A 26363-nucleotide genomic window follows, 5' to 3' on the forward strand; every position below is an offset into this window, starting at 1 on the left:
AAAAGCTATGAATCAGTTAATTGACCCAAATGACATACATACAGCAGCTGCTACTTGGAGTGGTTTTATTTATCAAGGAAAAGTAGCACTATATCACGTATTAAATTTATTAAACACAGATGCCAACGCTCTAAATTATTCTTTACAATTAGATTCTTTAGAAGATTTTGCAATAGTTGATGCAGACATAAAGCCAATAACTTTACATCAAGTTAAAGCTATGAAGAGTAATTTATACTCAACGTATAAAGATGCTTTTGATAAATTAGAACAGAGGTTAATTACTTTTCCATGTAGTGGTGCTTATTTTCATATCTCCACTCAAAACGAAAAAACAGATGCACAAATTAAATCTCTTCATCCTACAATTAATATTTATAATTATGGAGCTAATTCTTTCTGTCAATTAAAAGATATAAATAGGCTTTGTGAAGAACAGATAGCTTTATATTTAAATAATAATCTATTACAACATCATAATAATGTAGAGAATGTAACAGCTTTACGTAATAGTTTAGAGTCTATTGTTTGTTCTCAAATAATTGATATTCATGCAAATAATCACGCTATTAACGGTTTAACAATCTCTGAGGGGGCTTATTATTTTATTATACCTTTTGAAAATTTTAGAGAGATATTAGTAAGTGATCCAACAACAATTTTAAATGAAGATTACTTTCTGTTTTTGTCTAAAGAATTAATTAATCATTATTATTTAGAATTCTGTCATGAGATTGAAGATGAAAGAGCAATTACTGAAGAAGAGAAAAATAAACTAGCAATATATTTAATGCAAATTAATGGACTCAATAAGGCTTCACTTATCAAGTTTATTCAGTCAATTTTACCTCATAGGGAAGTAAAATTAAATTCAATATTAGATTTTAAAGATTATAACATTCAAAATGAAGAGTTTAAAGATGCTTTTCTTCAAATATTACATGAACTTTCAGCTTCAGACGGTAAAATTGGAAGAAATTTCACTTGGAAGGGATCTGATAATTTAACCTATACAGCAACAGCAATAAATAATCCAGAGCAAGGAAAAAAAAAAGTTTGTAAAAGGATATTTGAAAACATTACTCAAATAGATATTGAAGTACCCTATGAGAGTGACAAACTAATAACAACAGCACTAGAAGTGGAATCAATTGAAAAAGAGCTTAACCACCAGACTCAAGTTGAAGGCAATTTAAATAATGTTAATAATGTTACTAAATGGTCTAAAATTTCATTGACAACTTTAGAAAACGCAAAAAAAAATATTAAATGAAAAATTTAATTAGAAGTATTTTTAATATACATGATTTCGAGCTAAGTGAATTGGATTTTGGTGATTTATATATCTCGAATGGAGACAGGAAATATTACTGGTTAGTTGTTGAGCAAAATAACATATCTAGAGTTTTGGAATTACAAGATGAATGGTTTGAAAAATCTAAAGAGCACATAGATACAAAGGAGTTTGTTAAAAATACATCATTATTAGTTTTAGCGAATAATGATAAAAATGAAATTAAAAAGAAAGAAATTTTATTAATAGAAGAAGACCCTTTTCAGTTCAAAAAATATGTGTTGTTGTTTACATCAGATATTATGAAACAACTTTTAGAACAAACTGAAAAAGGAAATCCAGAAAAGATATTAGAGTTAATAGTAAATGAAAGTGTATTCAATAATTATAAGAGTAACTATTCAGAACCTAGTTGGAGACATTTACTGTATAACCTTGCTCATAAATTACCTTTTCTTAAAATTAATGTAGAAGTTAATCAAACCTTAGACAATCTTTTTGAAGAAGCAGAAAAAACTTTAGTAGAAAAAGAATTATTAGAATATAGCGAACTTATTGAAAAGCAACATAAAGAGGGTGTTTTATCTGAGTTAGATAATCTTGATTTAGATGAATTAATTGAACTTTTAGATAATAAGACAGACAATGGGAATTAAAATAAAAAAACTTTATATAAAAAACTTCAAAGTTTACAAGGAGGAAACTTTTAATTTTGAAGACAAAAGCCTAATTGTTTTTGATGGTCCCAATGGATTTGGTAAAACGACTATTTATGATGCTATTGAATTGTTATTTACAAATCAAATAAAACGCTATAAGAGATTAGACCATTTAATAGATGGTAGAGAAAGAAGAAATGAAAACCCACTATATAATGCAGAAGGTGCAGATGGTACAATTATTTTAAAATTACAATTTAGTTTTGATGATGTAGATTATTTTATTGCTGTAAAAAATGCTCAAGCATTAGAGCCCGTAATAAATTTTAACCATTTTATATTGTATCGCTTAAATAATTTTGAAGATGTTATCGATGATTCAAAAGAAGTTAACGATAGCTTTCTTAAGGAAATACTGGGTTTAAATTATAAGCATGATTTTGAATTTATTAATTATGTAGAGCAAGAGGATACTTTTCATTATTTAAAATCTAAAGAACAAGAAAAGAAGCAAAATATTGGCTATCTGTTTAATACGCATGATTTTAATTTGAAATTAGATAAATATTTAAACTTAAATGATGCTATTGAAAAACAACTAAAAGGAGAGTATGGTTTACAATCACAAATCCAGTTACTTAATGAGTCTATTAAAAAAATTAAAGAATCTTTAAAAAAAGCCGATTCTATTTCATTCAAAAAAATGTTTGTAGATAAGGATTTTGAATGGGATAAAGAGAAAATTGATTTTAACAGAATTAGCTATAATCAATTATTTAATGATGACGATAATACTTTTCAACAACTAGAAAACCTAATAATAAATAAAAGAGATTTTATAAATTATCTTCATAATAATAGTATTGATAACCTTTTAAGCAATGAGGATATTTTACAAAATTTCTACTATTATCAAAATTTCAGAAAAGAGGAAGAAAAAATAGAAGAGGAGGCTGATTTTCTAAATGATGTTATTGATTTTAAAAAGTTATTCGAAGAATTTGAAATCGATGAGATAATTGAAAATGATTTCAATATGCCTGATATTATTCTTGATAAATATAGGGATAATGAGGTGATAGTTAAATATCAGCATATGTTGGATGAATTAACTATGGATTTAAAGAATTCTAATTCAGCTGAAAAAATATATTCAAGAATCTTATCATCTAGAGATGCTTTAAAATCGCACTTGCTTGATTATCATAAAAAGCTAAATGACAATGGTATTTGTCCATTATGTGGTAAAGATTACAATTCTAGTACAGAACTAATAAAAAATATAGAAGCACAAAAAACAGAAATTGAATTATTAAATAATAATTTAGGCCAAAAGCTTGTTGATGGTTCTAATACCTTTTTAACTTTCGTTAAAGACAGTTTGTTTGCCGAATTAGATAAGTTTACCAAAGATTTTGTTTATAATCCAGAATATTTCAAATCAGACTTTTTTGAAATTGAAACGAATAGAAAGCTTGATAGAATTGAAGATAAATTAGAAAGACTTGGCATTGATTATTCTGAAAGTACTTCAATTGAAATAAAAGAAAATATATTTGGTTTTGAGGCTTTTGAAAGTATAATTGAGAATCAAAAACTAAAATATAATCAAGAAAATATTGATTATTATTTTAGCGAGATTTTCGGGGGTTTCTTTTCTTCCAATCAAAAACTTCTTAAAGAAATAAGTTTAGATGACTTGAAAAGTAAAAGAAAATACATTGAATGGCAATACTCAATTTATCAAAATAAATTACTTGGAGAGAAAAAAGAAGAGTTAACTGTTCTAGATAAAAAAAACAAAAAATTATCTAATTATCAAGCTCAAATAAAAGCTATTATAGATGTTCTAGATGAATCTCTAAGGAAATATAGTAGCCAGTTAATTAAGGATATAGAATTGCTGTTTCATATATATTCTGGTAGAATTGTTCAAGATTTTCAAGGAGGATTAGGACTATTTATAATAGATAGGGGTGATAAAATAAAATTTGTGTCTTCACCATCTAAAACTTATGATGCTATTTTTTCAATGAGTACAGGTCAATTATCAGCACTTATTTTATCATTTACACTCGCTTTAAATAAAAAGTACTCAAAAAGTAAATTACTGCTAATTGATGATCCAGTTCAAACAATGGATGATATTAATACCGCTGGATTTGTGGAATTATTAAGAAATGATTTTTCGGATAGACAGATAATCCTATCTACACATGAACAAATGTTATCTAATTATGTAAGATATAAATTTAAGAAATTTAATATTGATGCATTAAGTCTAGACTTAAGTAAAATAAAGAATAATTAATATGCATAGCCAAACCAACGAACAAGCCTTAGAAGCTGCCATAGAAAAACACCTAACAGGAACCTGTTTAGAAGAGCTAAAAGCACAAGGAACTACGGTAGATGCAGTAAACGAAAGTGCAGAACTATACCAAACAGGTAAGGGATATTATATAGGACAGGCTAGTAATTTTAATACACGTTTTGCCATAGATGAGCAGTTTTTTTGGTCTTTTTTAGAAAGTACACAAAAAGAGGAGTTGTCTAAATTGCAAAAACAAACCGATTGGAAATTAAAAATTCTGAATCGTTTGGATAGATTGGTGAAAAAATATGGAATCTTACACTTGTTAAACAAAGGTTTACAGGTAGATGATGCCAATTTTACCTTGTTGTATCAATTGCATTTGGCAAGCAGTAGTCAAACCATAAAAGACAGGTTTCAACAAAATTGTTTTAGTGTAACTAGGCAAGTACGTTACAGCATAGACAATCCTAGAGAAGAAGTGGACTTGGTATTGTTCATCAACGGTTTGCCTTTGGTAACTATGGAATTAAAAAATGCATGGACAGGGCAAACAGCCAAAGTACATGGGCAACATCAATACAAAACACAAAGAGACACCAAACAACCTTTGTTGAATTTTGCTCGTTGTATCGTTCATTTTGCTGTAGATACTGATGAAGCTTACATGACCACCAAGCTAGATGGTAAAAACACCTTCTTTTTACCTTTTAACAAAGGAAACAAACATGGAAAAGGGAATCCAGAATTACCTGCCGGTACTACAGGCCATAGAACACAGTATTTGTGGGACGAGGTATTTACCAGAGAAAGTTTGGCAAACATCATTCAACACTTTGTGCGTTTAGATGGTAAGAAAAAAGACTCTTTACAAAGTAAAACCTTATTTTTTCCTCGTTATCATCAAATGGATGTGGTACGTAAAATTATTGCCGATGCTAGTAAAAAAGGAGTAGGTCAAACCTATTTAATTCAGCACTCTGCAGGTTCGGGTAAATCTAATTCCATCACCTGGGCGGCTTATCAACTCATAGAAACTTATCCAGAAAACCAAAATGTTCCTGGAGGTACGGACATAGAAAAACCTCTGTTCGATTCTGTCATAGTAGTCACAGATCGTAGATTGTTAGACAAACAAATACGTGAAAACATTGCTAGTTTTTCCGAAATAAAAAACATCATTGCACCCGCTTTTTCATCCAAAGAATTAAGAAGCAGTTTAGAGCAAGGAAAAAAAATCATCATCACCACTATTCAAAAATTCCCATTTATTATTGACGGAATAGCAGATTTAAGTGACAAGCGTTTTGCCGTAATTATTGATGAAGCCCACTCTAGCCAAAGTGGTGCTGCACATGATAGCATGAACACAGCCATGGGACAACAAGCAAACGAAGAGAACGAGCTAGATGCACAAGATAAAATTGTACAAGCCATGGAGTCTCGTAAAATGCGTGGAAATGCGAGTTATTTGGCTTTTACTGCCACACCCAAACCCATTACTTTAGAAAAGTTTGGAGTACAGCAAGAAGATGGAAGTTTCACTCCTTTTCACTTGTACTCTATGAAACAAGCCATCGAAGAAGGGTTTATTTTAGATGTACTGTCTAATTACACCACTTTAAAGAGTTATTACGAAATTGAGAAGTCTATAGAAGACAATCCTTTGTTTGATACTACCAAAGCACAAAAAAAATTACGAGCTTTTGTAGAACAACATCAAGAAACCATACAGACCAAGGCAGAAATTATCTTAGATCATTTCATCCCAAACATTATCAATAAGAAAAAGTTAAAAGGGAAGGCCAAAGCCATGGTTATTACGCAGAGTATAGAATCGGCCATCAAATATTACAAAGCTTTACAACGTATTTTAGAAGAAAAAGGACAGCCTTTTAAAATAGCCATAGCTTTTTCGGGAACTAAAAAAGTAGATGGGATAGACTACACCGAAGCTGAAATGAATGGTTTTGCTGAAAAGGACACCAAAGATAAGTTTAATGAGGATGATTACAGAATTTTAGTAGTAGCTAACAAATACCTAACAGGTTTCGATCAACCCAAGTTATGTGCCATGTATGTGGACAAAAAACTACAAGGGGTGTTGGCGGTACAAGCTTTGTCTCGTTTAAATAGAGCAGCCAATAAATTAGGAAAGAAAACAGAAGACCTTTTTGTACTAGATTTTTTCAATACTACGGAAGATATTAAAAATGCCTTTGATCCTTTTTACACAGCAACTTCTTTAAGTGGAGCTACAGATGTAAATGTATTACACGAATTAAAAGAAGTGTTAGACGATGTAGGAGTGTATGAATGGAATGAAGTGGAAGATTTCAACCATAAATTTTTTAGCAAAGTAGATGCACAAATTCTAAGCCCAATTATAGAAAGAGCTTCTGAACGTTTTATACACGAGTTGGAGTTAGAAGATGATGAAAAAGCGGATTTTAAAATTAAAGCCAAACAGTTTGTAAAAATTTATGGACAAATGGCTGCCATTTTACCTTTTGAAGTATTAAACTGGGAAAAACTATTTTGGTTTTTAAAATTCTTAATTCCAAAACTACCTGTAAAACCAGAGGGAATTGAAGGTTTAGACGAATTGTTAGAATCGGTAGATTTATCTACCTACGGACTAGAACGTGTAAAATTAAATGAATCGATTGGTTTAGATGATACGGATAGCGAAGTAGATCCACAAAACCCAAATCCTAGAGGGGCTCATGGTAGAGAGGAAGAAAAAGATCCTTTAGATTTGATTATCAATAGCTTTAACGAACGTTGGTTTCAGGGTTGGGAAGCCACACCAGAAGATCAACGAGTAAAGTTTGTAGGCCTAACAAAATCTATACAAGCGCATCCAGATTTTCAACCTAAAGTAGTAGAAAATCAAGATGAACAAAACAAAGATTTAGCCTTCAAGAAAATATTAGATGAAGTCATGTCTAAACAAAGAAAACAAGAGTTAGACTTGTACAGACTCTATGCAAAAGACGATAGTTTTTACAAAGCTTTTTTTGATACCATGAAACGCATGTCAAATATTTCTACAAATTAAACAATATTTAATTCAGAAAACACCTGTTATTTCTAATAGGTGTTTTTAAGTGATTTCTACTTACAACCATTCTTGGCACAAGTAATCTTTTCATTAGAATTCACCCAATGATTAGAGTGTTCATTGGTGTTAAAACCACAACCTGTAGTCCCTCCTTTTACTCCTTTGTGTACTTCTTGTGTTGGTGTGTGCTTTACAGCCATAATAATATAAATTTAGAATTAGACCTGAAAGTAATTACAATGTGTGTGCTGTATCTGCATTTTTGCTTTATAATTAGCTTTTTAAACTAATGATTAAATAATGAACAAAATCATTATTTAACTGTAAGTGGTTGTTTTTAAGTCATATAGGTAATGATTTTTAATGAATCAATCATTAATAATTATTGAGATCAAATCTTGTTATTTATTTGCATCTGTTAACAACAATTACAAGTGCATTTGTTTATTCATTAATTACAAAACCTTAAAATGATGAACAAAAAGGAATTTAATTTAGAACATAAAATTGACAGAATTGAGAAATTACTATTATTATCAGGAACTAGAATCCTAAATTTAGAAAATGCTTGCCTGATAACTGGCTTTAGTAAAAGTAAAATGTACAAATTAACTTCTAATCAAGAAGAATCTGGTATTCCTGCAAAGAGACCCACAGGAGGAGCTATACTTTTTGATAAAAAAGAGTTAGAAGATTGGTGCTTAAGATCTGATTATTCAGATCAAAGCAGTAAGCAAAAAGCTTTGGACTATGTGTTTAACTCAAAAAGATAATAGAAAATGAGTTTAAACAAAAAATCCCCCATTACTTCAGAAAGTAATAAAGGAGATCTTTGTAATTCGCAAAACAAATATACAGAAAAGAATGGAATTATTGATTTACAAGATTTAGAATTTGATAGTATTAAATTAACGAATGAAGAAGATAATGTTTTTCCAGTTGATGTTTTTCCAAAAGCTATTCAAGAAATTATTTTTAAAGTTTCAGATATTTACCAATTTTCAATCGATTATTTAGGATCTGGTATTTTGTCTGCTGCATCTACGGCAATTGGCAAGAGCTATAAAGCAAACGTAAAAAAAGGATGGGAAGAAAAATGTAATTTATTTATGGTTATTGTTGGGAGACCAGGAGATTCTAAAAGCCACGCTTTGAGTTTTTGTTATAAACCTATTCAAAATCATGATAAAAAATTATTTGTTGATTATGAAAATGAAATAAGTGTTTATGAAGAAGCCACAGAAAACAAACCTAAACGACCAATTCTGAATAAGTTATTAATTTCTGATTTTACTCCAGAAGCATTGTTGCTTTCACATTATCATAACAAACGTGGATTAACTATTTATGCTGATGAACTATTATCATGGTTAAAGAATTTTAATAGATATTCTAGCAGTGGTGAGGCTGAAACATATTTAAGTCTCTGGAGTGGTACTACAGTGTCAATTGATAGAGCTACCTCTAAGAGTATTAGAATTGATGATACCTTTATTGGTGTTGTTGGAAGTACACAGATAGGTGTTTTAAAAGAGTTTTCTAAAGAGGGTAGAAACGTTAATGGATTTATTGATAGGTTGTTATTTGTATATCCAAGTAATCCATTGAGAATTAAATGGAATAACACTAAAATAGATCCTAGACTATTTAGTAATTACAATGCCATTCTAGATAAATTAATAAATAAAAGTGAGGAACCAAAATTAATACCTTTTAATAAAGATGCTCAGGAGTTTTTATTTGCATGGCAAAATAATAGACCAGAAGATTATTTATTTGATTATGAAAGGGGAATAGATATTAAACTTCAACAATATGTTATCCGTTTTGCCATTATCATACAGCTTTTACACCATGCTAGTGATGGTGAATCTGATTCAATAATAAGTTTAAAGAATACAAAGAAAGCCATATTGTTATTTGATTATTTCTTAAAAACAGCATTGAGGGTTAGAGAAGAAACAACTCAACGTAATTACTTAGAGAGCCTAACAAAACTTCAGTTAGATATCTTAAATGATTTACCCAAAGAATTCGGAACGGGTCAAGGAGTTAAAATTGCATGTAAAAAAGAAAACGGGAAACCAAGAATTTCTGAAAGGCAATTTAAAACGTATCTCAATGATAGAAAATTATTTACAAAATTAGAACGAGGAAAGTATTTAAAGAAGTTATAGGGTACTGCACTAACTTCATTAACTGCATAAGTGATGTTAATCTTTTGAAAAAAAGTCAGTTGATGTTTTTTGTTTGTGCAAAGTTTATGCAGTGTCTTGCACAAGTTTGTATTGTGAAATATGAGCTTGTGCAAATTAGTGCAGTTATTGTGTAGTCTTATATTATTCTGTAGCCCTTGATTATAAAGGGTTGTGAACTAAATGAACTAAATGAACTAAATGTAAAGCTTATGTATAAATACAGTTTAGATAAATCTCCTAAAAAATTTGAATGCCCTCAATGTTTAAAAAAAAGATTGGTTCGTTATATAGATACTGAAACGGATGATTATGTAGATCATAAAGTTGGTAGATGTGATAGAGAAATCAATTGTGGATATCATTATACACCTAAAATGTATTTTGAACAGAATAATGTCAGTTTTAAAAATTATTACATCCCTAACAATGTAAAAAAAGAAATTGTTACTAGTTACCATTCTAAAGAAGAATTAAAATTAACCTTGGATAATTTTAAGAAAAATAATTTTGTAAAATTCTTAAATCAAATTTTTAATAAAGAGCAAGTATTGTCAATTATTAATAATTATAAAATTGGAACAGCTTCTTATTGGTACAACGGAACGGTTTTTTGGCAAATAGATAATGATCATAAAATTAGAAGTGGTAAAATAATTTCATATCAAGAAAGTGGTAAAAGAACCCAATACGTCTATTGGGTTCATTCTTACCAGATTAAGAAGGGAATTAAAAGTCATTTTAATTTGAAACAATGTCTTTTTGGAGAACATTTGGTGAAAAGTAAGAATCAAACAATCGCAATTGTAGAATCTGAAAAAACAGCTTGTATCATGAGTCAAATATTTGATAAATACACTTGGCTTGCTTGTGGAAATTTATCAGGGTTGTTAGAAGAAAAATTAAGAGTAATTAAACAACATAAAATTATTTTATATCCTGATTTAGGTTTGGACAAAGGAAATGGTTCTCCCTTTTTAAGGTGGAGCTTACAAAAAGATAGATTGAATAAGTTAGGTTATCATATAAGTATTTCTGATTTACTTGAAGAAAATGGAACAGATAACCAAAAAAGAAAGGGTTTTGATATAGCTGATTATTTTGTGAATCAATCTCAAAATGAAGAAATCGTAATTAAAACTACAGAAGATTTAATCTATCAAAAAATTAAAAAAAGAAGTCCTAATATTGATTGTTTACGTTCCGTTTTTGATATTGATATAAAGGAGATAATTATTAACACGTGTGAGTAGAGCAAGATGGATGCACGTACGTACATATCTTGCTTTTTCGCCCGAAGGTTGCAAAAGATGAAAAATTATAGAATAGAAATTAGAGTCTCTCTTTATGAGAGAAAACTCATTAAAAAAAACGCAAAATTATGCGGATTAACAGTTAGTGAATTTTGTAGAAGAAGTGTAAATAATCAAAAAATTATAGAACGTTTTACAGATGAACAAATAGAATTGTATAAATCTCTTATACAATACCATCATCACTTTCAGAGAATAGGTAATATGTTTTCTAAAAATAACCCAAAACTAAGTTTAGAAGTAAGAGAGTTAGCTAATAAATTTAAAGAACATTTAAAAGGGTTTAACTAATGATAGCCAAAGGCAGTAGTCTCTCTAATACTAAAGCAGCGTTGCTTTACGGAGATGACTTAAATAAATCTGCAAAAATTGTTTACAGTAATTACTTGCATAGTGAAACGCCAAGTGAAATATCCAAAGAATTTAAACTGTTTCAGGATCAGAACACAAACTGTAAGCAGAATACGTTTAGTTTTATTATTAGTCCAACAATAGAGGATGGAAAGAAAATGAATGAAGCTAGTTTTGAAAAAGTTTGCAAGCTTTTTTTGAAAGAATTAAAACTGGATCAACATCAAGCAGTTGGTTATATCCATAATGATAAAAATCACAAACACGTCCATTTGTACGTCAATAGAATATCATTTGAAGGTAAAGCTTTTGATGCCTGGAGGATAGGAAAAAGATCTCAAGTAGCTGCAAAAAATGTGGCTTTGCAAATGGGTTTAACCACTGTTGATCAGGTTAGAGAACAAAAACAAAAAAGCACAAAATTAATAAGAGGAGAAATTAAATCTATTCATGATTCAATCATGAAACAAAGACCAAAATCAGTAGATGATTACATCAAAAAAATGAAAAACATCAATGTTACTGTAAAATCAGTAATAAACAAGCAAAACAAACTTCAAGGGTTTAGGTATGAGTATAATGGGCATAGTTTTAAAGGCTCAGAAGTGCATAGAGATATGTCGGTCAATAAATTGAATTTTGTAGCTCCTGGAGAGCAGAAAATGGAGTTAAGTAGTAATAAAGAACAATTTAATTTCAATAATTTATTATTTGACTATTCAGGAGAGTATGAACCAAACAGAAATAAAAAAAGAAAAAACACATGGCAAAGATAGAAATCATTACTGAGCTTATAGTTGATGAAATCAATCATATGGAGACTTTGGTAAAAGAGTTTAAACAAGAAAAAGAAGCTCTTAAAAAAATTAAGATAGAGCCTAATACAGATAGGTTAAAAGCAATTTTAAGTAAACATATTGAGCATAGCAATAAGCAAAACGAGGAACACACAAAGCTTTTTAACCAATCTATTGTAGAGTTAAAACATCAGAATAAGCGTTTTCTAATGTTTACAATAGTTATATTACTTAGTGTGGTGTTATTGTTCATGGGGTTATTACTAAATAGGTAGTGGTTTTTATATTCTTTACAAGAATATAAAAGGCTAATTATACCCTCTGTTCAAAAAGCTAAACAAAACCTTAAAAGTCATAAAGTAAATTTACTTTATGACTTTTATATGTTATACACAACATAACCATGGGTTTTAAGTTTTGTAGTGGGTTTAAGAACATTATAATCTTTGTAATTTCCCAAAAATAGTTAGGTCTATTATTCTATAAATACCTAATTTTACAAACAGAAAATAACATATAATAATATAAAGCGTTTAGCTTTTGATTTGGTTTTAGAAACTCGCCAGGTTTTGTAACCCTCCAATGTCAAAGTTAAGATGCCCACGTTCTGCGTGGGCTGTTCTTACTTGGGGGGAAGGTTTCTGGCGAGACCACTAAAACCAGTGAGTTCAGTTCCACGCTTTTTTAATACGTGAAAAATGGAATACAATCGCCAGTTCAATCTTCAAGAAGTCTTAGTAAAAGAATTCAATTTTACCAAAATAGACATAGACCGTTATCAGCATGTAATAGACAATCCAAAAATCAGTACTCAACTGATGAAATTGGTGTTCGCTATACGTTCTAATCCTCGTAATTACCAATCAGAACTACACAAAAAGAACACGCTTTTAAAAGCATGTAAAAATTGTAATAGCAACAATTACAAACCTAAATCTACTTCTAATCGTAGTTACCCTCAAAGTATTGGTAGTCTTCTCAAGAAAAATTTTTAAACAATAAATAAATATGAAAAGAAAAATGATTTTAGGTATAGTCTTGATGACTATGCTTGTAACTGGATGCTCAAAAGATGATTCAGACTCCATTGAAAATGAAAAGATAACAGATGTAATAACTTCTGAAAAAAGCAAATTTAAATTTGTTTTTACTCAAACAGGAGAAGTTGAAAATTACACAGGAATACTAGCTGTTTCGGGTTTATCAGATAATGTATATGATGTCAATACTTTAGAAATAATAAATGGAAAAGAAATTAACTTAGGAAGGACTGCTTTTGTGAATGTACATGAAAGAGAAGTAGGTAGTTATACGTTTGTCACTGCAAATAAGACTAAATCTTTACATGTTGTAATTACAACGTCAGGGTATTCTTTAACAGATGTTGGAGTACATTATAATTTTACAGTGTATAAAAATGACAAAGAGATTTTTAATCAAGATTTTGATGTAATCAAAGGATCTGGACCAGCTACTAAATCTTATGTTTTTTAATATCCATAAATAAAGAACACAACATAAATAACATAAAAATAAAGTATGAAAAAGAAAATATTTACAATAGTATTATTTACCGTTTGTTCATTGTCAAATGCTCAAACGATAGAAAAGCAAGCTGTTAAGGATTATTTAGAAACTGTAAAAGGAGTACACTATGACCTTAAAGTGAATTACACACATTTTGAAGTGTCAACCATTACAGTTCAAGATAGTATTACTTTTCTAAAAGAAAATTTTGAAAATTACAAAGCCAGTAAGTTAGCTTCGTTGACCAAATCAATAGCATCATTAAATGATAGAATCAAAAAGCAAGAAGGGAAAACGGGTTTTGATGCTGTAGTAGCAGGGTCTTTAAAGAAAAGATTTACTTACGATAGAGATAAGCTTCAAAAAAAGTATGACGAAATTACTTTATTAGAATTCAAATTATATGAACCTTATAAAACACAAGAACCTAATAAAGTCTTATGCAAAAAAGCAGATGTACATTTTACAGCCATTAAACCAGGAGAAACAAAAGCATCCGCATATACGGGTGATTTTATTTTAAACCGAGTAGGAGACAAGTGTCTAAAAGGTAAAAACATAAAGAAAATTGAAATGAAATTTTAGGGGTTGATATAATTAATCCCTTACAATTATATGTTGCGTACTATGTTAAAAGGCCATAAAATCAGTTTAGTTTTATGGCCTTTTAGGTTTTTTATAGCTTATGAACAAGTGGTATGATTAACTTTGGCACTAAGCCATAAAGTGTGTAAGTTTTAAAAACTCAGGATTGAATTCAATCCTGAGTTTTTTTTATTTATTAATTTTAAATTTTACGCATTTATGAAACCAGAAGATTTATTAAACGACGATTTTTTAAAGCAATTTAAAAACGGAGCAGAGTTAACCAATTTTTTAGAACAACTTCACAAACGAGGCATCGAGAAGATTTTAGAGGGAGAGTTAGATGCTCATTTAGATTATGATAAGCATCAAAAAAGAAAAGAGCAAAATCTACGTAACGGTTATTCTAAAAAGAAGTTAAAAACAACTTTAGGAGAAACAGAGATTCAAGTTCCTAGAGATCGTGATAGTTCTTTCAATCCTATGATTGTTAAGAAACGAGAAAGTACAACAGAAGGCCTCGAAAACATTATTATATCTTTTTATGCCAAAGGGATGAGCAATAGTGATATAGAAGAACAAATACGTGAACTCTACAATTTTGATATTTCTACATCAACTATCTCAAGAATTACAGATAAAATCACAGAAGATGTTATTGCCTGGAGAAACAGACCTTTAGAAGCCACTTACCTAATCGTTTGGATGGATGGCATTGTATTTAAAGTCAGAGAGAACTCTAAAGTAATAAATAAGACGGTTTATATTGCAGTGGGATTGAGAACTGATGGAAAAAAGGAAGTATTAGGATTATGGTTAGGTAAAAATGAATCTTCTGCCTTTTGGATGAGCGTTTTAACAGATATAAAAGCCAGAGGAACTCAAGATATCTTAATCACTGCTACTGATAATTTAAATGGATTTACAGATACTATTAAAACCATTTTCCCTAACTCTACGACACAAATCTGCGTGGTACATCAAATAAGAAACTCCTGTCGCTACGTAGTCTGGAAGGATAAAAAAGAATTTACTCGTGACATGAAGCAAATCTATACGGCTCCTACAAAAGAAGCCGCTAAAGCTGCCTTAAAAGACTTCAAAATTAAATGGGAGTCCAAATATTCTTATGCCATTAAAAGTTGGGAAAATAATTGGGATGAGCTTACTGTATTCTTTGATTTTCCTATTGAAATAAGAACCATTATTTACACCACAAACCTTATAGAAAATCTAAATGGTAAAATAAGAAAATACACCAAAAACAAACTCTCATTCCCAACAGATGATGCAGTTATGAAATCAGTATTTCTTGCGCTCAGAGAAAGTACTAAAAAATGGACAATGCCCATCAGGAACTGGGGAGTGATACTAAATCAATTTTTAGCTATATTTGAAAACAGGATTAAACTATAAATAATTTAACCCTGAGTTTTAGTTACACACTTTTTAGGATAGTGTCTTAACTTTGAAATTTATTATTATTATTATATATACCATTTTTAATTGTAATGTCTAATTCCTAAGTAAAAAATCTTCTAAATATGTTTCAGTAGTTTTAACAGATTGATACCCTATGGGATGTTTAATCATTACAGTCCGCAAGGTATTTTTAATGATAAAGACGTAATAGTTACCATAGTCATTATAAAGCATAGTTATATATTGTTAATTTTTAACAGACTTAATATTATTTCTTATTATTAACTCTAAAGTGGAATTAAATTTATTGTAGTTGCCTTTTTTTTGATTACGTAAAAAATCTTTTTGTTTAAACTCAGAAAAATATTTAGTTAGATTCTCTTTTTTACTATTATCTATCATAACAAATTTATATATGTCTAAAGCTTCCTCCTCAGCGGTACGAGCATTATCACCAAAGATGTTGTTTTTACATAGTTTAAATAATATAAAACAAAACCATTTTTCACTTACGTAAAGTTTTAATCCGTTTTTGATTTCATTTTTGTTAAGTAATAAGTTTATAAAGTCTTCTTCTCTTGAATTTGTTTTTTTAAAGAAATATTGAAACTTATTAGCTGTTTGCTCTATTATTTTAGATCTAATTTCAAAAGACAGTATTTCTTTATTTATGGTTTTTTCTTTCTTTTCATAAAAAGAGTTGTAAGTATTGTTTATTTCTTCTAAGTTATGGTTATTATTAGTATTAATGAATGATGTATGATTGTAATTATTTTCAATATTGGTTTTTTCATTATGACGATGATCGTTAGTTACTTCATTAAATTGAGAATAACTAACTTTATTAAAGTTGATAACATGGGGAATATCATTTATATTAACTCTATTTTTTTTGTCAATATTTTTTATTTCTAAACTTTTATTATTCAGGATTATATTTTCTTTAGAAACATCATTAGGCTTAATTTTAAATACATAGTTAAAAAATATAAGCACTGATATATATAAACAAGTAAAGATTGATAAGCTTATAAAAGAGGTTGCAGATAAATGATATTTCTCTGTATTAAGTAAAAAAAGATACTTTAAAAAACTTGTAAAGTATTCATAATAAATTTCAAGAAGTGTAATTATTGCTAAGCCAGATATAAGAAGAGGAAATATTAATATTTTATGTTTTTTGAAAATTATAATAGGTTTAACGATTAGAAAAAAAGTTAATTTGTTTATTACAATAAAAGTATTTTTTAATGAGTTTACTTTTTTCATAATTGTAAATTAGGTATTAAACTTGCAGCTTCTTTCATTTTTGAATCTATAATTTTTGCGTAAATTTCTGTAGTCCTTAATTCTTTGTGTCCAAGTCTTTTAGATACGGTGTATATGTCTGCTCCGTTTTCTAATAATAGGACTGCATTTGTGTGTCTTGCACTGTGAAATGTTATGTGTTTTGTGATACCTGCCCTCATGCACCATCTTAAAATTTCGGCATTAAAATGAGCTCCATATTTTAATCCTTTAAAAACTTTATCACTTGCGTTTCTTCTATGCCCTAACAGATTTCTTGCTTGATCAGAAATGTATAAATATTCAAGTCCATCGGTTTTTTTCTGTTTAAAAATAATTCTAAATGTATCATCTTCATCTCTAACTTCAGACCATACCATTTTATCAATATCACTCCAACGAATCCCCGTTAAACAACTGAAAATGAATGCGTTTTTTAATATTGGATATTTACATTCTGCATTTGTAAGATTTTGCAACTCATTATAAGTAAGATATTCACGAGTAGATTCAGCCATAGCAAAACTTTTAATTCTTTTAAGAATATTTGTCTCTATATAACCTTCTTCATAAGCGCTTTTTATAACTGCTTTAAATTTGTTAAAATATGAATACTTTGAATTTTGTGATAATGGAGTTCCACTTTTGGTTAAAGCATTTTTGTCTAAGTATTTTCTAAATCCTTTAACAAACTCCTCATCTACATTTTCAAAAGTTAGAGATTGATTACAATAACGAGAAATATGCTTTTCTGCAGCATCCCAGTTATCATAGTTACTTTTACTATCGTAGCGCTCTTCTTTTAACTGATTGTAATAATTAAGAAAGCTTCTGTTACTTTTGTGAGAACTTTTTAAATTGAATTTACCTTGATAATATTCGGCTTTTCTAATCGCGAATATCTGTTCTGCTGTTTCAAGTGTTTCTTTATTTTCCTTCTTCTCTTTTTGAGTTTTAGGATCTAAAGTCAAATACATATCTAAATGTTCAAATTTACGATCATGTTTTTGTTTACCATGCTCATCTGTAATAGTCCCGTTGTAATATTCAATTGAAAGACTCTCTCTTCCTTTAAGTTTTTTTCTTCGTAAATGTATTTTCATATAAAATTTCTTTTATCAGGTGTAATAAATTACACCTGATAATGTTATTGGGTGTAATTCAAGAGTAACAAAAGTAATAATAAATGAAAAAAGATGAAAAACAACAATGGGTAAATATATTTAAACTACTGTTTTTTAGGTGTATGTTTTCATTTATTAATATTTGTCTTCATGTATTTGTACAGATTACTTCCCAATACAAAAATTCGCGAAAATATTCCCAAGCAAATCATCGTTAGTAACTTCACCAGTAATTAGTCCAAAATAGTATAAGGTTTCGCGAATATCAATTGCCATTAAGTCGCTAGAAACGTTATTTATAATAGCTTCATCAACTTTGTTAATTTCATTCAAAGCTTTTAGTAAAGCATCATAATGACGTGAATTGGTTACAATAGTATCACTATTATTTAAAGCACCAATATTTACCATTTTAGTCAGCTCGTTGGTTAACGTTTCAATACCTAGTTTAGATTTTGCAGAAATAGAAATCAATTCAGGAATTTCTATTTTCAACTTTTCTAATTCTTCTTTAGATATGGTGTCAGCTTTATTTCCAATTACAACTAATTGTTTTAATGGAAACTTATTTTTAATAGATGCCAACTCCGTTTTTATACTATAGATTTGATATTTTGTATCGGATAAATCAAACAAATAAATTACAACTTGTGCTTGTGTTATTTTTTCGAATGTTTTCTGAATACCAATACTTTCCACTACATCTTTAGTTTCTCTAATTCCAGCAGTATCTATAAAACGATAAGCAACACCGTCAATAATAATTTCATCTTCAATAGTATCGCGTGTAGTACCTGCAATGTCTGATACAATGGCACGTTCTTCATTTAACAATGCATTTAAAAGGGTAGATTTTCCTACGTTAGGTTCTCCTACAATAGCTACAGGAATCCCATTTTTAATAACATTTCCAACAGCAAAAGAGTCTATCAATCGTTTTAAAACTAGCTGAATTCTTGCTACCAAATTTTTAAATTCAGTTCTATCGGCAAATTCAACATCTTCTTCAGCAAAATCTAATTCCAATTCTATCAAAGAAGCAAAATTGATTAATTGATCTCTTAACAACTGAATTTCGTTAGAAAAGCCACCACGCATTTGTTGCATAGCTACTTGGTGAGAGGCTTCTGAATCTGAAGAAATTAAATCTGCTACAGCTTCTGCTTGACTTAAATCTAATTTTCCGTTCATAAATGCACGTAAAGTAAACTCTCCAGCATCAGCCATTCTAGCTCCTTGTTGTAAAAGAATCTGAATAATTTCTTGCTGAATATATAAAGAACCGTGACAAGAAATTTCAATAGTGTCTTCTCCTGTATATGAATGTGGATTTTTAAAAACAGACACCAATACTTGATCAATAATTCTACTTTGATGTACAAAATGTCCTAAATGTAACGTATGAGATTTTTGTTCTAGCAAAGATTTATTTTCTTTAATAGAAACAAAACAATCATTTGCAATTTTAATGGCATCAGGTCCAGACAAACGAATTACAGCAATAGCTCCAACTCCAGAAGCGGTTGCTAAAGCAACTATGGTATCTTTTAAAATCATACTACAAATGTAGGTATAGTTCTTAAAGTTTCAAGCATTCACTTTAAATAATCAATAAGGTAAAAGCTGAATAAATCTTGTTCTTAATTTAAGTTTTATATGTTTTAAGGTTGTTTTTATTGGTAAAAAAATAATGTTAAGTTGTTTTTTTTGTGAAATATGTGTTTTTAGCCTTGTTTTGGTCAAATTAGTATTTATATAAAAAAGGAATATCATTTATTTTTGCCTGCTATACAGGTGTATACGCTAAGTTGTAATGACACAACCTAATTATAGACCTGTTTTAAAGTCAAAAAATGTAAAAATGATTAAAAACACTTTTATAATTTCCTGCTTAATAGCTTTAAGTAGTTCTATGTACGCACAAACAAACAATACAAGACCTAATGTGGTGGTTATATTGGCTGATGATTTAGGTTATGCTGATGTTGGATTTAATAGAGCAATAGATTATCCATCAGAAAAGGGGATTATACCCACACCGCAATTAGATGCTTTGGCAAATAATGGAATTATATGTACCAATGGTCATGTTGCTCATCCATTTTGTGGTCCTAGTAGAGCTGCTTTAATGACAGGAGTACAGCCCAATAGAATTGGAGCGCAGTACAATTTGCCTAATGATATTACTTCTCCTTTAGGTATTCCTGTAGAGGAAACTTATTTTTCGACCATTTTACAAAACAAGAATTACAATACTGCAGCTTTTGGTAAATGGCATTTAGGATTTACCGAAGGAAAATATCAACCTTTAGATAGAGGATTTGATGAGTTTTTTGGTTTTTTAGGAGGAGGAAAACCCTATACACAAAGGCAGTATGATAATACATTTTACAAATGGAGTCATTCAAATTCTAATCATGCAGATAAATACAACGATCCAAATCAATGGAACGAAGCAAAGGGAACAATTACCAATGAATATCAAGATCCTTTGCAGAGAAACAGGGCTTATGTAGATAGAAAAGAATTTGGATTAGATGAATATTTAACGGATGTTTTAACAGACGAGGCAATTAGCTTTATTGCTGATAAATCTACACAAACAGCTCCTTTTTTTGTTTATATGGCCTACAATGCACCACATACTCCTTTAGAAGCTCCTGCAGATGAAATTGCACAATTTAAAATAGACAATCCTAATTTTGAAACTTTGGTTAGAAATAGTGATTACTTAAAAGAAGCAGGAGGGTATGAGTTAGATAAAGTGGAAGGAGAATTGAAAAAAGAAACGAGCTACAATTATAATTCTTTATCTCAACAAGAAAAAGATGAGAAAGTTGCTGCTTATAGAAATAATCTGTTAGACGAATACACAGAAAATAGAATTATATATGCTACCATGGTTGCTAATATGGACAGAAATATTGGTAGAATTGTAGCAGAATTAAAAAAAGATATGGATGTGTTTAACAATACCGTTATTATATTTTTAAGTGATAATGGAGGTTATACATATAGCAAGGGTGCAGTAAATCATCCACTTTTTGCATTAAAAGGAAGTATTTTTGACGGTGGACACAAAGTGCCTTTCTTTGTGCATTGGCCTAATAAAATAAGAAGTAATAGTCATTATAAATACCAAATAAGTTCTTTAGATTTATATCCAACATTGGTAGATCTAGCAGGTGGTTCTATTCCATCGGGTAAAAAATTAGATGGAAAATCTTTTATGGATAAGTTAATTGCTGGTGAGGAGCTAAGACCCAATGATCCATTATATGTATTAAGACCTTTAAATGGATTTCATGCAATTTCTATTCATTCAAACCCATATAAAGCTGTAAAAAGATCTAAAAACTCTAAATGGGAACTGTATAATATAGAATTAGATCCTGGAGAAACAACTAATATTGCAAATAGCGAACCCAATGGTGATGGTATTTTAGAAGGTTTAAAAAACAAAGGAATTACTTATGTAAAAGAATTTAAAGATGTAAAACCTTCTTGGTTTGATCATGAACGTAACGGAGGACATCCGCACAGAACTTTGTGGTTTGATACCCAAGAACTACCTCAGTACGATGCTGCTTTTGGTTCTGATGAATTGGTCTTAGGATTGGATCAAGTTTTTAATGATTTGTTTCATGTTTACCCTAATCCTACAAGTAATTATGTACATGTGAATTTTGATATTTCTGTAAAAAAAATAGAATTAGAAATTTTATCTATAGATGGAAAATCTATTAAAAAAGTAGATGTTTCTAATCATTTGTTACCTAAAATAGATGTATCAGATTTGCAAACAGGGAGCTATATTTTAAGAATTAAAACAAGTGATAATTTTGCTGTAGAAAAAATTGTAAAATTATAAAGTTCCCAAAAAAGAAACTACAAAATAATCTGTTTACTTACTGCTACTAGGCGTAAAATAATAATAGTTTGGTGTTTTTTAACTTATATAAAGTCAAAATAATACTACGTAAATAAAAGGTTATATTTTAGTTTTGTTTCCTAGTTTGCAAGCTATATCTCATAAAAATTAGAATCTTTATTTATATAAAAACACAAAGTTATGTTTCATAAAAAATTAACAATCCTTTTAGTATTACTTACTGCTATTACTTCTTTTTCTCAAACAAAAGGTACAAGACCTAATGTAATCGTTATTCTTGCAGATGATTTAGGATATGGTGATGTGGGATTTAATAGAACAGCAGATTTTCCAAAAGATAGAGGTGTCATTCCAACTCCTGAATTGGATAAACTAGCAAATCAAGGAATTATTTGTAAAAATGCTCACGTAGCTCATCCTTTTTGCGGACCAAGTAGAGTGGCTTTGTTAACAGGTATGATGCCTCACAGAATTGGAGCACAATACAATTTACCTAATAATATTAAATCTCCATTAGGAGTTGCAACAGATCAAACTTATTTTGCAAAAGTACTGCAAGATGCAAACTACAATACTGCAGCTTTTGGAAAGTGGCATTTAGGATTTGCTGAAGGAAAATATCAACCTTTAGACAGAGGTTTTGATTATTTCTTTGGGTTTTTAGGAGGAGGAAAAAATTATTTTGAGCGTGAGTATGAAGATGCTTTTTACAGAAGACAAGATTCTAAAAATCCTGTAATAAATGAGTATCAAGATCCATTGCAAAGAAATAGAACTTATGTTGATAGAAATGAATTTGATAAAGATGATTATTTAACAGATGTATTAACAAATGATGCTATAAATTACATTCAAAAAAACAAATCAAAAGAAAACCCTTTTATGATGTATTTGGCATACAACGCACCACATACACCTTTACAGGCTCCTGCTGATGAAATAGCAAAATTTAAAGAAAACAATCCAAACTTTGAAAAACTAATTAGAAATAGTCCATATATTTTAAACTCTAGAGCTGTAGAAAAACAAAAGAATCCAGAAAAAAAAGCTGCATTGATAGAAAAGTTTGTACAGGCTCGTATTACCTATGCAACTATGGTCACAAATTTAGATACCAATGTAGGAAAATTAGTTGCTGAATTAAAAAAAGATAAAGAAGTATACAACAATACTATCATTGTGTTTTTAAGCGATAATGGAGGATATACATATAGTAAAGGAGCTGTTAATTATCCGTTATATGCTTTAAAAGGAAGTGTTTTTGAAGGAGGACACAAAGTGCCTATGTTTGTACATTGGCCTAATAAAATTAAAAAAACAAGCATATATCCTTATCAAATTAGTGCTTTAGATTTGTATCCTACATTGTCTCAATTAGCAGGAGCTAAAATACCTTCTAAAAAAGTGTTAGATGGTTCTTATTTTATGGATGCTATAATTGCAAATAAAGAAATTAGACCAAATGATGCACTGTTAATTTTAAGACCTCAAAACGGATTTCATAATGCATCTGTAATAGCTTACCCTTGGAAAGTTGTAAAAACTGGAGGAAATGGTAAATGGAAATTATTTGATATTGAAAAAGATCCAGGAGAACAGCATGATAAAAGTGAAACAGGTGCTAATGCAACTAAAACCATAGAAAGTTTAGCTAGTAAGGGATACAATTTAGTAAAAGAATTTAAAGATGTAAAACCCGCTTGGTTTGATCATGAGAGAGGAGAAGGACATCCACATAGAAAATTGTGGTTTACAACACAACAATTGCCTCAATATGATAAAACATTTAAAACAAATTAATTGTTTACATTAACCATACAACTAACTTATTCTAAAAAAAGGAACAGCTATTTAAATAGCTGTTCCTTTTTTTAGAACTTGTGTATAGGTAATTTTATTAAAATAATTTTTCCTGTTTTAATTCTATTTTTAGGCTTTTAGGACATTGTCAATTAAAACAATTTCATCTTTGGTAAAAAATGTATTTTGAGTGGCTAGTACATTTTCTTCTAATTGACCTGGACTACTTGCTCCTACCAAAACTGTTGTTACTGCTGGCTGAGTTAAAATCCACGCAATTGCCATTTGAGATAATTTTTGACCTCTGTTTAATGCAATTTCATTCAGTTTCTGAATGGTATCAATTGTTTTAGGAATTGCATCTGCCTGTAAATAGGTGTTGTTTTTAGATGCTCTAGAACCTTCTGGAATCCCTTTTAAATATTTATCTGTTAACAAACCTTGTGCTAAAGGAGAAAAAACAATGGAACCTATTTTTTGTTCTAAAAGTGTAGGGAATAGTTCTTTTTCTTCTGCACGTTCTAGCATAGAATATTTAGATTGATGAATTAACACAGGAGTTCCTAAATCTTTTAATATTTTTTGTGCTTTAATAGTATCTTGGGGAGAATAGCGAGACAAGCCAATATACAATGCTTTTCCTTGTTTAACCATCAAATCTAAGGCATGCATTGTTTCTTCTAATGGAGTATCTGCATCAGGTCTGTGGTGGTAAAAAACATCTACATAATCTAAGCCCATACGTTGTAAGCTTTGATCTAAACTAGCTGTTAAATATTTTTTAGAACCATTGTTTCCATAAGGACCTGGCCACATATCAAAACCAGCTTTAGAGGCAATAAATAATTCATCTCTATGGTCGGCAAAATCTTTTTTAAGAATACGTCCAAAATTTTCTTCGGCACTACCATAGGGAGGTCCGTAATTATTAGCCAAATCCAAATGAGTAATCCCTAAATCAAATGCCTTTTTTAGAATGTTTCTAGCGTTTTCAAAAGAATCATAAAAACCAAAGTTATGCCAAAGCCCTAAAGATATTTTGGGTAATAAGATTCCACTGTTACCACAACGATTGTATTCCATTGTATTATATCTTTCAGGATTGGGTAAATAGGGAGTGGGATTAGATTTGTCGTTAATGTTCATATAAAAAATGAGTTTTAAAGTTTAAAAGTACAAAAGGATCTATAGAAAACGATATACTATTTGCAATCAATTTAGGAGACTTGTTTAATTTTTAAATATGCTTTTCCTATATTTTTAATAAGATCACTAGCAGTTAAAGAAATTTGACCTGTTTTTGTACTAGCCAAATCTCCTGCGAATCCATGTATGTAAACCCCTAAAATAGCAGCCTCTATAGGTTTGTGTTTTTGAGCTAATAAACTTGTAATAATTCCTGTAAGTACATCGCCACTACCTGCGGTTGCCATACCTGGATTTCCTGTACTATTAAAATAAATTTGACCATTGGGACTGCAAATAGCAGTATTAGCCCCTTTTAAGACTATAATGCAATTATAGGTTTCTGTAAATTCTTTTAGTTTTTCTAATTTTTCAAAATCATTATTAAAAGAACCTACTAAACGTTCAAATTCTTTAGGATGTGGGGTTAAAATACTGTTTTTAGGAAGGTCTTTAAGCCATTCTTTGTTTTTAGCCAATATATTAATAGCATCTGCATCTAAAACCATAGGAGTACTAGTTGCTTTTATAACCAAATGTAAAAAAGCTTGTGTTTTTGGATGAACTCCCAATCCGGGTCCCATACCTATTGTTTTAGAGGTGTTGATATAATTTCCTTCTAAATAAAAATCACAAGGTTGATTTCCTGTCCACATGGCTTCGGGAACTGTAGTTTGTAATATTTGCATTCCGCAATTGGGAGTATAGGCAGTAACCAAACCAACACCTGCTTTTAAACAAGCTTTGGTTGCTAAAACTATAGCTCCTATTTTACCGTAAGCACCACCAATAATTTCAGCATGTCCAAAAGTTCCTTTGTGAGAAAATTTAGCTCTGTGTATATTTATTTTTTGAATATCAGCTAATGTTGTGTATTCATATTCGGTAGCAATATTGTGTTTGTAATGACTAGATAAATTAATTGATAAAACTTTCCAATTTCCAATATGTTTTGCCATAGATGGCATTAAATAAGGAAGTTTAGGGGTTTCAAAAGTTAATGTAGTATTTGCATTTAAAAGAGTGTGTTCAGTAGAATAGTTTTCTAATTCACAAAACAAACCTGTAGGAATGTCTATCGCTATCTTAAAATTAGGAGCTGTATTGATGGCATCAACTAAAACTTTACACAAACCGTCTAAAGGTCTATTAATTCCTACACCCAAAATAGCATCTATAATAACAGTGTTGTTAGGAATAGGAGGAATGTGTTTCTCGGATATAATAGTTCTTAACGTAGTAATTTTTTTTAGCCGTTCTATATTTTCGTCAAAATCTAAAGAGGTATTAGCACTGTATTTTACTACATAAACGGTTACATTGTATCCTTTTTTTAATAACAATCGGGAAACAGCCAAACCATCTCCACCATTATTACCTAAGCCACAATAAACAGTAAAGTTTTGTGTTATTGCATAGTTAAGAGTTATATGATCTACAATTTTATGAGCAGCTCTTTCCATTAAATCAACAGAAGAAATAGATTGTTCTTGAATTGTATATTGGTCTAATTCTTTAATTTGTTGTGGATTAAATATCTTCATACAAAGTTCA

The 26363-nt window shown here is 29.6% G+C and carries 22 protein-coding genes; 16 read left to right on the forward strand and 6 right to left on the reverse strand.

What is annotated here, in order from left to right:
- The first annotated feature begins 7 nt into the window (after positions 1-7).
- From FHR24_RS10525 to FHR24_RS10540, 4 genes are read left to right on the forward strand one after another with little or no spacing between them, the layout of a single operon-like run.
- On the forward strand, positions 8-1273 hold the full coding sequence (locus FHR24_RS10525; protein ID WP_167188118.1) for an ABC-three component system protein: 1266 nt from the start codon (positions 8-10) through the stop codon (positions 1271-1273).
- Positions 1270-1950 (forward strand): ABC-three component system middle component 1, encoded by a 681-nt coding sequence (locus tag FHR24_RS10530; protein ID WP_167188121.1) that lies wholly within the window; start codon positions 1270-1272, stop codon positions 1948-1950. The genes FHR24_RS10525 and FHR24_RS10530 overlap by 4 nt, the downstream gene beginning before the upstream one ends.
- The gene (locus FHR24_RS10535) at positions 1940-4264 is read left to right on the forward strand and encodes an AAA family ATPase (protein ID WP_167188124.1); all 2325 of its coding nucleotides are present in this window, start codon (positions 1940-1942) and stop codon (positions 4262-4264) included. Before FHR24_RS10530 ends, FHR24_RS10535 begins: the two co-directional genes overlap by 11 nt.
- Position 4265: 1 nt before the next feature.
- A complete protein-coding gene (locus tag FHR24_RS10540) occupies positions 4266-7328 on the forward strand; it encodes a type I restriction endonuclease subunit R (RefSeq protein ID WP_167188128.1) in 3063 nt (1020 codons plus the stop codon).
- A gap of 56 nt (positions 7329-7384) precedes the next feature.
- On the opposite strand, the gene FHR24_RS10545 is transcribed toward FHR24_RS10540, so the two are convergent.
- Complete coding sequence (locus FHR24_RS10545; RefSeq protein WP_167188131.1) at positions 7385-7531, reverse strand: hypothetical protein; 147 nt, start codon at positions 7529-7531, stop codon at positions 7385-7387.
- A gap of 273 nt (positions 7532-7804) precedes the next feature.
- Here FHR24_RS10545 and FHR24_RS10550 point away from each other — a divergent pair, with 273 nt between their 5' ends.
- The 10 genes from FHR24_RS10550 (at position 7805) to FHR24_RS10595 (ending at position 15515) form a co-directional block, all read left to right on the forward strand.
- Positions 7805-8104, forward strand: coding sequence for a helix-turn-helix transcriptional regulator (locus tag FHR24_RS10550; RefSeq protein ID WP_167188134.1), 300 nt, complete (start codon positions 7805-7807; stop codon positions 8102-8104).
- Between the two features lie 6 nt (positions 8105-8110).
- Positions 8111-9508 (forward strand): DUF3987 domain-containing protein, encoded by a 1398-nt coding sequence (locus FHR24_RS10555; RefSeq protein ID WP_167188137.1) that lies wholly within the window; start codon positions 8111-8113, stop codon positions 9506-9508.
- A 230-nt stretch (positions 9509-9738) separates the two neighbouring features.
- Positions 9739-10779 carry a DUF6371 domain-containing protein gene (locus FHR24_RS10560; RefSeq protein ID WP_167188140.1) on the forward strand — a complete coding sequence of 347 codons (1041 nt, stop codon included), beginning with the start codon at positions 9739-9741 and terminating at the stop codon, positions 10777-10779.
- 57 nt (positions 10780-10836) lie between these two features.
- Entirely contained in the window at positions 10837-11130 is a 294-nt protein-coding gene (gene mbpA / locus FHR24_RS10565; protein WP_167188143.1) for a mobilization protein MbpA, read from the forward strand.
- Positions 11130-11966: a relaxase/mobilization nuclease domain-containing protein gene (locus FHR24_RS10570; protein WP_167188146.1), complete on the forward strand. Its 837-nt coding sequence runs from the start codon at positions 11130-11132 to the stop codon at positions 11964-11966. The genes mbpA and FHR24_RS10570 overlap by 1 nt, the downstream gene beginning before the upstream one ends.
- On the forward strand, positions 11954-12262 hold the full coding sequence (locus tag FHR24_RS10575) for a DUF6730 family protein (protein WP_167188149.1): 309 nt from the start codon (positions 11954-11956) through the stop codon (positions 12260-12262). Before FHR24_RS10570 ends, FHR24_RS10575 begins: the two co-directional genes overlap by 13 nt.
- Positions 12263-12685: 423 nt before the next feature.
- A complete protein-coding gene (locus FHR24_RS10580; RefSeq protein WP_167188152.1) occupies positions 12686-12982 on the forward strand; it encodes a hypothetical protein in 297 nt (98 codons plus the stop codon).
- A 13-nt stretch (positions 12983-12995) separates the two neighbouring features.
- Positions 12996-13481: a beta-barrel fold lipoprotein gene (locus tag FHR24_RS10585; protein WP_167188155.1), complete on the forward strand. Its 486-nt coding sequence runs from the start codon at positions 12996-12998 to the stop codon at positions 13479-13481.
- Between the two features lie 45 nt (positions 13482-13526).
- Entirely contained in the window at positions 13527-14099 is a 573-nt protein-coding gene (locus FHR24_RS10590; protein WP_167188158.1) for a hypothetical protein, read from the forward strand.
- A gap of 219 nt (positions 14100-14318) precedes the next feature.
- A complete protein-coding gene (locus FHR24_RS10595; protein ID WP_167188161.1) occupies positions 14319-15515 on the forward strand; it encodes an IS256 family transposase in 1197 nt (398 codons plus the stop codon).
- Between the two features lie 252 nt (positions 15516-15767).
- Here FHR24_RS10595 and FHR24_RS10600 read toward each other — a convergent pair whose 3' ends face one another.
- From FHR24_RS10600 to mnmE, 3 genes are all read right to left on the reverse strand, one after another.
- On the reverse strand, positions 15768-16790 hold the full coding sequence (locus FHR24_RS10600; protein WP_167188165.1) for a hypothetical protein: 1023 nt from the start codon (positions 16788-16790) through the stop codon (positions 15768-15770).
- Positions 16787-17911: a site-specific integrase gene (locus FHR24_RS10605; protein ID WP_167188168.1), complete on the reverse strand. Its 1125-nt coding sequence runs from the start codon at positions 17909-17911 to the stop codon at positions 16787-16789. Before FHR24_RS10605 ends, FHR24_RS10600 begins: the two co-directional genes overlap by 4 nt.
- 186 nt (positions 17912-18097) lie before the next feature.
- Complete coding sequence (gene mnmE / locus FHR24_RS10610; protein ID WP_167188171.1) at positions 18098-19489, reverse strand: tRNA uridine-5-carboxymethylaminomethyl(34) synthesis GTPase MnmE; 1392 nt, start codon at positions 19487-19489, stop codon at positions 18098-18100.
- 304 nt (positions 19490-19793) lie between these two features.
- On the opposite strand from mnmE, the gene FHR24_RS10615 reads away from it, so the two are divergent.
- Together FHR24_RS10615 and FHR24_RS10620 are read left to right on the forward strand one after the other, a co-directional pair.
- Positions 19794-21803, forward strand: coding sequence for a sulfatase-like hydrolase/transferase (locus FHR24_RS10615; RefSeq protein WP_167188174.1), 2010 nt, complete (start codon positions 19794-19796; stop codon positions 21801-21803).
- Positions 21804-22004: 201 nt separating this feature from the next.
- The gene (locus FHR24_RS10620) at positions 22005-23624 is read left to right on the forward strand and encodes a sulfatase-like hydrolase/transferase (RefSeq protein ID WP_167188177.1); all 1620 of its coding nucleotides are present in this window, start codon (positions 22005-22007) and stop codon (positions 23622-23624) included.
- 129 nt (positions 23625-23753) lie between these two features.
- Here the strand turns inward: FHR24_RS10620 and FHR24_RS10625 are convergent, their stop codons facing one another.
- Both FHR24_RS10625 and FHR24_RS10630 read right to left on the reverse strand, forming a co-directional pair.
- Complete coding sequence (locus FHR24_RS10625) at positions 23754-24770, reverse strand: aldo/keto reductase (RefSeq protein ID WP_167188180.1); 1017 nt, start codon at positions 24768-24770, stop codon at positions 23754-23756.
- A 71-nt stretch (positions 24771-24841) separates the two neighbouring features.
- Positions 24842-26353 (reverse strand): NAD(P)H-hydrate dehydratase, encoded by a 1512-nt coding sequence (locus FHR24_RS10630; protein ID WP_167188183.1) that lies wholly within the window; start codon positions 26351-26353, stop codon positions 24842-24844.
- Positions 26354-26363 lie beyond the last annotated feature (10 nt).

It is taken from the genome of Wenyingzhuangia heitensis (genome assembly GCF_011762155.1).
In the GTDB taxonomy this organism is placed as follows: Bacteria; Bacteroidota; Bacteroidia; order Flavobacteriales; family Flavobacteriaceae; genus Wenyingzhuangia; species Wenyingzhuangia heitensis.